At 63.6% G+C, this 9,716-nt stretch carries 8 protein-coding genes and 1 tRNA gene; 4 read left to right on the forward strand and 5 right to left on the reverse strand.

Going from position 1 to position 9,716, the window contains the following annotated elements; genetic code table 11:
• Positions 1-79: 79 nt before the first annotated feature.
• Positions 80-928: a hypothetical protein gene (locus LL06_RS26355; RefSeq protein WP_152599549.1), complete on the reverse strand. Its 849-nt coding sequence runs from the start codon at positions 926-928 to the stop codon at positions 80-82.
• A tRNA-OTHER gene (locus LL06_RS09485) sits at positions 886-976 on the reverse strand. The genes LL06_RS26355 and LL06_RS09485 overlap by 43 nt, the downstream gene beginning before the upstream one ends.
• A 103-nt stretch (positions 977-1,079) precedes the next feature.
• Here LL06_RS09485 and LL06_RS09490 point away from each other — a divergent pair.
• Positions 1,080-1,610: a hypothetical protein gene (locus tag LL06_RS09490; RefSeq protein ID WP_035525450.1), complete on the forward strand. Its 531-nt coding sequence runs from the start codon at positions 1,080-1,082 to the stop codon at positions 1,608-1,610.
• A 5-nt stretch (positions 1,611-1,615) separates the two neighbouring features.
• Here LL06_RS09490 and LL06_RS27645 read toward each other — a convergent pair whose 3' ends face one another.
• Together LL06_RS27645 and LL06_RS09500 are read right to left on the reverse strand one after the other, a co-directional pair.
• Positions 1,616-2,806 (reverse strand): DUF3644 domain-containing protein, encoded by a 1,191-nt coding sequence (locus LL06_RS27645; RefSeq protein WP_035525452.1) that lies wholly within the window; start codon positions 2,804-2,806, stop codon positions 1,616-1,618.
• A 268-nt stretch (positions 2,807-3,074) separates the two neighbouring features.
• Positions 3,075-5,279 (reverse strand): primosomal protein N', encoded by a 2,205-nt coding sequence (locus LL06_RS09500; RefSeq protein WP_035525454.1) that lies wholly within the window; start codon positions 5,277-5,279, stop codon positions 3,075-3,077.
• A gap of 94 nt (positions 5,280-5,373) precedes the next feature.
• On the opposite strand from LL06_RS09500, the gene fsa reads away from it, so the two are divergent.
• Entirely contained in the window at positions 5,374-6,027 is a 654-nt protein-coding gene (fsa, locus tag LL06_RS09505) for a fructose-6-phosphate aldolase (protein WP_035525456.1), read from the forward strand.
• 102 nt (positions 6,028-6,129) lie between these two features.
• On the opposite strand, the gene LL06_RS09510 is transcribed toward fsa, so the two are convergent.
• Positions 6,130-7,038 carry a 1-acyl-sn-glycerol-3-phosphate acyltransferase gene (locus LL06_RS09510; protein ID WP_035525458.1) on the reverse strand — a complete coding sequence of 303 codons (909 nt, stop codon included), beginning with the start codon at positions 7,036-7,038 and terminating at the stop codon, positions 6,130-6,132.
• A 273-nt stretch (positions 7,039-7,311) separates the two neighbouring features.
• On the opposite strand from LL06_RS09510, the gene LL06_RS09515 reads away from it, so the two are divergent.
• Together LL06_RS09515 and LL06_RS09520 are read left to right on the forward strand one after the other, a co-directional pair.
• Positions 7,312-8,247, forward strand: coding sequence for a tyrosine recombinase XerC (locus tag LL06_RS09515; RefSeq protein WP_035525460.1), 936 nt, complete (start codon positions 7,312-7,314; stop codon positions 8,245-8,247).
• A gap of 274 nt (positions 8,248-8,521) precedes the next feature.
• On the forward strand, positions 8,522-9,610 hold the full coding sequence (locus tag LL06_RS09520) for a TraB/GumN family protein (protein ID WP_052161361.1): 1,089 nt from the start codon (positions 8,522-8,524) through the stop codon (positions 9,608-9,610).
• Positions 9,611-9,716: the final 106 nt, after the last annotated feature.

The raw sequence follows: 9,716 nt of genomic DNA on the forward strand, positions 1-9,716 counted from the left end.
GCCGGGGATTCAGTCAGCGCGAGGGAGCCACGGCACCGTTAGCAATGATCTGGTCTAGTGCTGAAGCTAGATTCGACAGTCAGTTACTGTCGCCAGTCGTGCGCGCATGGAGGCGGCTATATGCTGGCACCAAACCCGGCGCGCTGGATTGAAGCATGCGAATTACCGATGCGTGGCGCTTGGACGGGGTAGTTTGAGCTTCGATCTCCGAAATTCGAGCCTTCAAACCATAATAATCTAGCAAAATGCCGAGGTCGTCGTCGGATAGATCGCTTACTGCCTTATCCACCGCTCGCGCCATCCTTATAGACATCGCGATCAAGCTGGAAACATCCTTCAATGTAGGCTGGCCGGTTTCGAAGTCTTTTAATAACCGCTCAATCGAAAGTCCCGCGAAATTTTTCTCGATCTCTTCGGACGATGCTCGCAAATTCTTCTCTTGCGCAGCCGTTAGCGACGCTTGCGAACGGGGGTGAACCACACGATTTCGCCAGTGGATAAGCAATACAGCGCCAGCGGTCAGATAGTCCTTTGCACCGAGTGCCTCTGCGGCGACATCGGCAAGCTTTTCAGCACGAGAAGTTTTGCTGTTCCAATTGTTGCGGACAGAGCTGAAGCGGGGCAAGCGCGCCGTTACGAAAACAAATTCAGAGAGTGCCTCGGCCACCCTGACGAGGACGGCTTCGACCACAAACCTCCTTGATTTGCGTGCAGCAGCAATCCGGTCATTCGGATTCCAAGAAATATTCAACGTTTCCGGCTTATTGTGGCCCTGCTCGACAGCATCCAATCCGACAACAGCTGTATTGAGGTTGGCTACCGCCTCGCCGACGGAGGCCAATAAGTCCCTTAACGGCTGAACTGAGCCGGAAGTAGCGGAAGAGTTGGCAGCGCCGTTGGGACTCGAACCCACACTACCTGCTTTCAAGATATAATCCTCTAATCGGCAGGGGTGCTTCCATTACACTACGGCACCATAATCGCTTTTAGCGTTCATCTCTGTGATATCGTCACGGTTTCCGATTGCCAAGTGAATAGTCGTGATTGTTTGCGCGTCATGTTGCGTGTATCTTTGATCCATGGCCAGCTTCATAACAGGTGATATTTTCACTCGGACCTCACCCATCCAGACATTGAAGGCCTGGGAGCCGTATTGGGACTGCGTCGGAATTTTGTTCCATTTTCAGAATTCCGACATCGTAGACGGAGACGACGAACTGCCTGAATGGAGGCTTCACTGGGTTTCAGGCCTCGCCCTATTGAGGACGGTCGGTCATGTCCTTGCTAAGGTCGACGCCCTAGCTTCCCCCGCCCACGCGACCGCAGTGGATGGCTTGTGGGCTACACTAAAGGCAGACAGGCCGTCCTCGGCGATCTTTTGGAGCTTCATCGAGGAGGAAAGGAACAACCTTCTCAAAACATACACTTTCGGCGCGAAGCTTAGCTCTGACGAGGATGGCTACTTCATCGAATTCGCCGATGGCCAAGATGCTTTCCAGCTGTTCCGAGAGGCCGTCTACTGGTGGAGACACCAACTGGAACTTCTTGAGAAGGAGCTGCGAGCAACAGGGGAATCAGCAAACCTCCGTCAAGTCGCCAATGGTAAATAACCGCCTCAGAGCTTAACAGCCCTAATCTCCGCATAGACCTCTGCATCATTTACTGCAGCTACCAACTTCTCCACCCACTGAGGAGAGTACGTATACGCTTTATATACCGGATGGTAGACGCAGTGCGTCTTGTTGGTGTTTTCCGGCTGAGGAGCGCCATTCTTTGGCCGCACGTTGAAGTACCGCATGGCTTGCAGATGCGTGTGTGACGTGAAGTGCTGATTAGTCTTTGCAGCGACACTCTTCACGACCATCCCCGGTTTTAGTGGATAGAGATCATCCGAAATGACCTTTTTGGCTAGAACGTTGTGTATTTCCTTCCCCTCTGCCGATGCTGGGTTGACGAACTGGATATGCGCCTTGGACTTCGCTGCGGCACTGAGAGTATATACGACCTGAAACTGAAACTCGATATTGTTGAGTTGTTCCGGAGTCATCCCGTCAGTGATGAGCGCATCGATCGCATTGATGTCGGGTGGAAGCTCATACTGGTTAAGCGTGGTCACTTGTTCGAGGTTCATGCTTGCGAATTGAAGTGCGAACGAGAGCTCGCTTGCGAGAGTGAGTTCCTTTCCGAATAGGTCGCACAGCGCCTTATCGAAATTCAGACAACACGCTTGGAAAAGCCCGAGCCATTTTTGATCGGCCCTACCAAGCAGGTGATGCTCCACCTTGTCTCGCAAAATCTTCAGTGCTCTCAGGTTCTGTTGAACCCCCACAGGTAGCGGGCAATCTGGCCGCTCCAAAAGCTCGCTCAGCGGCTTTGAGAATCCGTTGTCATCTACTAATTTCACCTGTGTATTTCGCGTGTACCACTCATGAATGAGATAGGTCCAAGCCACATTCGCAAGCATCGTGAAAACTTCAGTTTTAAACCGGAGTGCCGCGCTGTTGAACACCTGTACAGCGAGGATCATCGCCTCGCGGGCGCGAATGAGCCTCTCATCATCGTATCGATTCAAACAGGTCTGTTGATCATAGGACCTCTTCTTCAAGAGGAAAAACTCCACCTCTTCTTCGGATGCGACTTCCTGTCCGGCATTCTTTTTTACGCCGGTGATGCGCCCGCTGTTGATTGTGGCCTTCCTGCCGATGTTAATGAGGGCTTGGATGTCCTGATTGCGCCAGTTCTTCGCAAGCAACGCTTTCGCCACCCGTTTTTCCTCGGGTGTCAACGACACATTGTTTTTTGGCATCCCACTCCCCCTCCAGACTTCAGCAGGTCATTTCATGAACTCTACCGAAAGCCGATCGTCTGAAAACCACTTTTAATGGCCGTAAGCTCATTCCTTAATTTTGGAGGACCAATAGCGTACGTGTGGTTCTCTGTTCGTCGGCTTCGGCCCCGTCAGAGAAGTTCGAACCGGTTATCCATATTTCTAACGCGTTGTGGATGTCTGCTTTATCTGGCTTGCTCTTCAGAACCCGTCAGTCCGGCCCCGGCTCCTTCTCAGCCATCCCCCCTCACAAAAAACTCTGCGGATCAATATCCACCTGCACCTGCACCGATCCCCGCGCCCTGGGCCCCTTGGCCAGCATCTCGCGGACGAAACCCTGCATGTCCCGCCCCCGTTCGCCATGCACCAGCAGGCGGAAGCGGTGGCGGCCGCGGATCAGGGCCAGGGCGGCTTCGGCGGGGCCGAGCACCATGATGCCTTGCGTGGGCGGGGCTGCGGCGCGAAGCGCGCGGGCGTGGCCCTCGGCTTCGAGCCGGGTCGCGGCCGAGACGATCACCGAGGCGAGGCGGCCGAAGGGGGGGAGGTGGGCGCGGCTGCGCTCGTCGGTCTCGCGCTCGTAAAAGGCCTCCGCGTCGCCCGAGGCGAAGGCCTGCATCACCGGGTGCTGCGGCTGGTAGGTCTGGATCAGGCCGAGGCTCTTGTGGCCCGCGCGCCCGGCGCGGCCGGTCACCTGCGACAGGAGCTGGTAGGTCCGCTCGGCGGCGCGCGGATCGCCATTCGACAGGCCGAGATCGGCGTCGACCACGCCCACCAGCGTCATCAGCGGGAAATTGTGGCCCTTGGCCACAAGCTGCGTGCCGATGACGATGTCGGCCTCCCCTTTGGCGATCGCCTCGAGCTCGATCCTCAGCCGCCGCGTGCCGCCCATCATGTCCGACGAGAGCACGATGGTGCGCGCCTTCGGGAAATGCTTGTCGGCTTCCTCGGCGATGCGCTCGATCCCAGGGCCGCAGGCCGCCAGATGGTCGAACGTGCCGCAGGAGGGGCAGGCCTGCGGCGTGGGCTCGGCGTGGCCGCAATGGTGGCACTGCAACTGGCCGCGGAAGCGGTGCTCGACCAGCCAGCTCGAGCAGTCCGGGCATTCGAAGCGGTGGCCGCAGACCCGGCACAGCGTCAGCGGCGCATAGCCGCGGCGGTTGAGGAACAGCAGCGCCTGTTCCTTTCGCTCGAGCGTCTCAGCCATCGCGTGGAGCAGCACCGGCGACAGGAAGCCGCCGGGCGCCGGCGCGTGCCTGCGCATGTCGACGAGCTTGATGTCGGGCAGCACCGCTTCGGCGTAGCGGCTTTCGAGCTTCACATGCCGGTAGCGGCCCTGCTGCGCGTTGACCCGGCTTTCGATCGACGGCGTGGCCGAGGCCAGCACCACCGGGATATCGGCGAGCCGCGCCCGCACCACCGCCATGTCGCGGGCGTTGTAGAACACCCGGTCCTCCTGCTTGTAGGCCGGGTCGTGCTCCTCGTCGACGATGATGAGACCCAGATCGGCAAAGGGCAGGAACAGCGCCGAGCGGGCGCCCGCCACCACCGAGATTCCCGCCTCCGCGGTCTGCCGCCAGACCTTTTCGCGCATCCTGGGCGTGACCTCGGAATGCCATTCCGCCGGCCGCGCGCCGAAGCGCTCGTGGAAGCGGTCGAGAAACGCGGCCGTGAGCGCGATCTCGGGCAGCAGGATCAGCACCTGCCTGCGGGCCCGCACGGCTTGCGCGATCGCCTCGAAATAGACCTCGGTCTTGCCCGAGCCGGTGACGCCGTCGAGCAGCGTCACGCTGAAGCTTGTCTCCGCCACCGTCGCCCGCAGTGCATCCGCTGCTTCCGCCTGTCCGGGCTCCAGCGCCGCCGGCTGGTAGTCGGGATCGGGCGCGGCCACCACCGGCGGCGGCCTCAATCGCACCGGCTCGAACACGCCCTGCGCCGCAAGCCCGTCGATGACGCTCGCCGTCACCCCCGCCGCATGCGCGAGCCCGCTGCGGGTCCAGGCAAAGCCGTCGCCGGCCTGCTCGAGCACCCGCTCGCGCGCCGCCGTCAGCCGTTCGGGGCGGGTGTCGGTGAGCCTGAGCGCATCGATCATCGGCTCGGGGTCGAAGGCGGCGGGCGCCCGCAGCGCCATCCGCGCCACCAGGCCCGGCGGCGACAGCGTGTAGGCCGCCACCCAGTCGATGAAGCGGCGCATCGGCGCGTTGACGAGCGGACAGTCGAACACCTGGGCGATCTCGCGCAGCTTCTTCGGGTCCACCTCGTCGGTCGGCCCGTCCCAGACGATGCCCGAGACCAGCCGCGGCCCCAGCGGCACCTGCACGATCTGCCCCGGCGCGGCGTCGACGCCCTGCGGCAGCGCATAGGAATAGGCCCGCTCGGCGGGCATCGGGATCAGCACCGGCACGATCCTGCGCGGAAATAGGCCGGCTTCAATTTGTCGCGAATCTTTGTCCATGTCGCGTGACCTTGCCCCCGGATTGGGCTAAAGGGAACCCGGATTTGTTCAAGAGCGCCGGGCAAGCCCCGCTGGCGCAAGTTTGGAGCCTCACATGAAATTCTTTGTCGACACCGCCGACGTGAGCGAGATTCGCGAACTCAACGATCTGGGCCTGATCGATGGCGTCACCACCAATCCCTCGCTGATCATGAAATCCGGCCGCGACATCCGCGAAGTCACCAAGGAGATCTGCGGGATCGTCGACGGCCCGGTCTCGGCCGAAGTGGCCGCCACCGACTACGAGACGATCATGAAGGAAGCCGCGGTCCTGGCCAAGATCGCCGACAATATCTGCATCAAGCTGCCGCTGACGCTCGACGGCCTCAAGGCCTGCCGCGCGCTGACCTCGGACGGCCACATGACCAATGTGACGCTGTGCTTCTCGGCCAACCAGGCGCTGCTCGCCGCCAAGGCCGGCGCCTCCTTCATCTCGCCCTTCATCGGCCGGCTCGACGACATGGGCCTCGACGGCATGGACCTGATCCGCGAGATCCGCCAGATCTACGACAATTACGGCTTCGACACCGAGATCCTCGCCGCCTCGATCCGCACCGTCGGCCATGTCAAGGAAGCGGCCCTCATCGGCGCCGACGTCGCCACCATCCCCGCCTCCACCATCAAGGCGCTGGTCAAGCACCCCTTGACCGACAAGGGCCTCGACGCGTTTTTGGCCGACTGGAAGAAGACCGGCCAGACCATCGCCTGAGCGACGGCCCCGTCACGGGCTGTCCGACCTGCACACCAAAACGGCCCGGTCATCCCGGGCCGTTTTCGTTGGATATGTCCAAGTTTCGCGTCCGCGGCAGCCTCAGGCCGCCTGGCTCCAGCCTTTCGGCGCGGCCTCGAACACCCGGTCGGGGTTGGACGCGAGCCCGTGCACGGTGTGGTATTCGAGCGCCTTGATCGCCTCGGCCGGATCGCCGTCCAGCGCCTCGGGCAGGATCGGCTCGCCCACGGTGAAGCGGAAGGTGTGGCGCTTCTTGTTCAGAAGCTCGTGGAACACGGTCATGTCCCTCAGTTCGGTCGAATGCTTCGACAGCCAGTAGAACAGGCCGGAATTGCGCGCCGAGATGTTGACCGGGACCACCGGCAGGTCGTAGCGCCTGGCGAGCGTCACCGCCGAGACCTTCCACGGCCGCTCGGTGAGCCGGCCCTCGTTCCAGAAGGCGATCCGGCCCGAGGGGAACAGCACCGTGGCCTTGCCCTCCTGCACCGCGCGGTTGGTGAGCTGCAGCGTCTCGCGGGTCTTGTCGCGGCTCTTGTAGTCCTCGCGCCATTCCACCGGGATGATGATCTCGTCGAAGCGCGGGCTCACGCGCACCGCATCGCGGTTGGCGAAGATCATCATGTCGGGCCGGTGCCGGTTCAGGAAATCGAACATCGCCACGCCGTCGGCAATCCCGGTCGGGTGGTTGGCGACGAGCAGAAATCCGCCCGCCTTCGGGATCCGGTGTTCGCAGCGGGACTGGATGTCGAGCTGCAGCAGGTCGCTGATATGCTGGAGCGCGCCATGGCCGGACAGGGGCGCAATCGCATCGGCCATCCTGACCGCGGCGCCGTATTTGAGCGTTGCATAGAGGAACGGCCGCATCAGCGGCCAGGCCGGATGATCCACCAGCCGCCCGCCGCGTTCGGCGATCAGCCGGTCGATGATGTGACCGGGCCGGCCATGGGCGAGCACCTGCAAACGATCTGAAATCTCCGCCACATATGCCATGGACTCGACCCCTTCGGTCTCCGTTGTCACAAACCTATGGCAACAGAATATGATGCCATGATGACATCGCTCAACACTGCGGCCCGGACTTTCGCGCGCGGGCGCGATCAGGCCGTTGCAGCCTATCGTTTACCCCCCGCTAAGGCACAAATGCAATAGTCGGATCAGGGACAGTCGCGGCGCGAGGGCTTTCGCGCCGCCTCGTCCCTGTGAAATCTGCAGGATCCGCCCGCTCCATCGCCGGCGGCCCGGGCCCCTCTGAACGGAACCGAGATGAACCAGCCGCTCGTGATCGCCGCCCCCGATGTCATGGCCGAACAGCAGCGATGGCTCACCCAGCTCATCGACGAGCGCCGGCTGTCGCCCAAGACGGCGGATGCCTATGAGCGCGACCTGCGCCAGTTCCTGGGCTTTCTCACCCTGCATCTGGGCGGAGCGCCGAAGATCGCCGACCTGGCCGAGCTCCGGCCGCTCGACCTGCGCGCCTTCATGGCCGAGCGGCGGCGCGGCGGCGCCGGCGCGCGCACCCTGGGCCGCGGGCTCGCGGGCATCAGGTCGTTCCTGCGCCATCTCGAGCGCAAGGGCATGGCCAATGCCGCCGGCGCCGCGGCCACCCGTGCGCCGCGCCAGCCCAAGTCCCTGCCCAAGCCCTTGACCGCGCGCGACGCCCTGCGCGTGGTCGACGCCGACCTGCAGCTCTCCGACGAGCCCTGGATCGCCGCCCGCAGCGCCGCGGTGCTGACGCTGCTCTATGGCTGCGGGCTGCGCATTTCCGAGGCGCTGGCGCTGACTTCGGCCGACCTGCCGCGCGACGGCAAGACCCTCAGGATCACCGGCAAGGGCGGCAAGACCCGCATCGTGCCGCTGCTGCCCGCCGCAAGCGAGGCGATCGAGGTCTACCGCAAGCTCTGCCCGTTCCAGCCCGCGCCGGACGCGCCGATGTTCCGCGGCGCCCGCGGCGGCGTGCTGCAGCCGGCCATCGTGCAGAAGGAGATGCGGCGGCTGCGCGGCGCGCTCGACCTGCCCGAAAGCGCCACCCCGCATGCGCTCAGGCATTCCTTCGCCACCCATCTCCTGGCCGGCGGCGGCGATCTGAGGACCATCCAGGAACTGTTGGGCCATGCCAGCCTGTCGACCACCCAGGTCTATACCGGCGTCGATTCGCGCCGCCTGATCGAGATCTACGACCGCGCCCATCCCAGGGCGTGAACCGGGGTCGTCCCACCCGTCCCGCAGACGTCTCCGGCGGTCGCGCCGGGCCCGAGCCTGCCGGTCGGGACGCGGGCGTTAACGCCCTATTTACCATCCGATGAAACCCCGGCCCGGGTTAACTGGTTTGTGGCATGTGACGCGCTAGAGTGCCGGCTCCGTCCAGCGTGCGGCCCGTTTCGATTCTCTTGAGAGCGAAGCCGCAATGGATGACTTCAACCGGTGCAACAGCCCGCGCGCCCGACGCGCCCCGTTGCAGGAGGAATGGCCGCGCATGCACCCTCATCCCGCGATTTCCCATGCCCGGCCGCTGGTCGCCTGGCTGCCGAACCTGATGCTGGCGATTGCCGCGGCGCTGCCCTGGGCGCTGCTGATCCTGCTGGTCGGCGGCCTTGTCTACGCGGCCACGGCGCGCGCCGAGGACGCCGCCGCCTGCGACGGCGTCAGCCTGGCGGACAGGCTGTCGGCCACTGCCCCCGACAAGATGGCCGCGGCCCGCGCCGAGGCCGACGCCACCCCGAACGGCAAGGGGCTGCTGTGGAAGGTCGAGAAACAGGGCCAGGCGCCGTCCTGGCTGTTCGGCACCATGCATGTCACCGATCCGCGCGTCACCACGCTGCCCGCCGCGGCCCAGGCGGCCTTCGACGCGGCCGACACCGTGGTCATCGAGACCGTCGACATTCTCGATCCGGCCAAGGCGCAGGCCGCGGTGCTGACCAATCCGGACCTGACCATGTTCACCGACGGCACTACGCTGACCTCGCGGCTGAGCCCGGAGGACGTCACCCTGGTGGAGGCCGAGCTCTCCCGCCGCGGCATTCCGCTGGCGCTGGTCTCGCGCATGAAGCCGTGGATGATCGCGGGCATGGTGGCGATGCCGCCCTGCGAGATGGCGCGCAAGGCCGACGGCGTGGAATTCCTCGACATCAAGATCGCCAGCCAGGCCCGGGCGGACGGCAAGGAGCTCATCGGGCTCGAGAGCATCGGCGAACAGATGGCGGCGATGGCGGACCTGCCGATGGAGTTCCATCTGCGCGGCCTGGTCGAGACCATCCGCCTGGCCGACCTGATGCCCGACATCATGGCCACCATGACCGAGCTCTATCTCGACGGCGACATTGCGCTGATCATGCCGGTGATCCTCGCCTTCGGCCCGGAAGCCGGCGAAGACGACATCGCCGGCTATGCCGAATTCGAGGAGCGGGTCGTCACCCTGCGCAATCATGTCATGGCCGAGCGCGCCGGCCCGATCCTCGACCGGGGCGGCGCCTTCATCGCCGTGGGCGCGCTGCACCTGCCGGGCGAGCAGGGCCTGGTCTCGCTGCTCACGCAGGCGGGCTACACGGTCAGTGCCATCCGGTAACACAACGTGACCCCCTGCGCGGCCCCGCGCGGGAACGATCTCCCCGCCCTGTCGTTTACGCTCCGACAGCCAAAGGAGACAGATCATGGTTGAATACACACCCAAT

This window comes from Hoeflea sp. BAL378 (assembly GCF_000759435.1).
Lineage (GTDB): Bacteria > Pseudomonadota > Alphaproteobacteria > Rhizobiales > Rhizobiaceae > Hoeflea.

What these genes read in the sequence shown, in the direction of transcription:
- LL06_RS09490 (WP_035525450.1), top strand. Translation starts at nt 1,080, where the DNA reads ATGGCCAGCTTCATAACAGGTGATATTTTCACTCGGACCTCACCCATC.
- LL06_RS27645 (WP_035525452.1), bottom strand. Translation starts at nt 2,806, where the DNA reads ATGCCAAAAAACAATGTGTCGTTGACACCCGAGGAAAAACGGGTGGCG.
- LL06_RS09500 (WP_035525454.1), bottom strand. Translation starts at nt 5,279, where the DNA reads ATGGACAAAGATTCGCGACAAATTGAAGCCGGCCTATTTCCGCGCAGG.
- fsa (WP_035525456.1), top strand. Translation starts at nt 5,374, where the DNA reads ATGAAATTCTTTGTCGACACCGCCGACGTGAGCGAGATTCGCGAACTC.
- LL06_RS09510 (WP_035525458.1), bottom strand. Translation starts at nt 7,038, where the DNA reads ATGGCATATGTGGCGGAGATTTCAGATCGTTTGCAGGTGCTCGCCCAT.
- LL06_RS09515 (WP_035525460.1), top strand. Translation starts at nt 7,312, where the DNA reads ATGAACCAGCCGCTCGTGATCGCCGCCCCCGATGTCATGGCCGAACAG.
- LL06_RS09520 (WP_052161361.1), top strand. Translation starts at nt 8,522, where the DNA reads ATGCACCCTCATCCCGCGATTTCCCATGCCCGGCCGCTGGTCGCCTGG.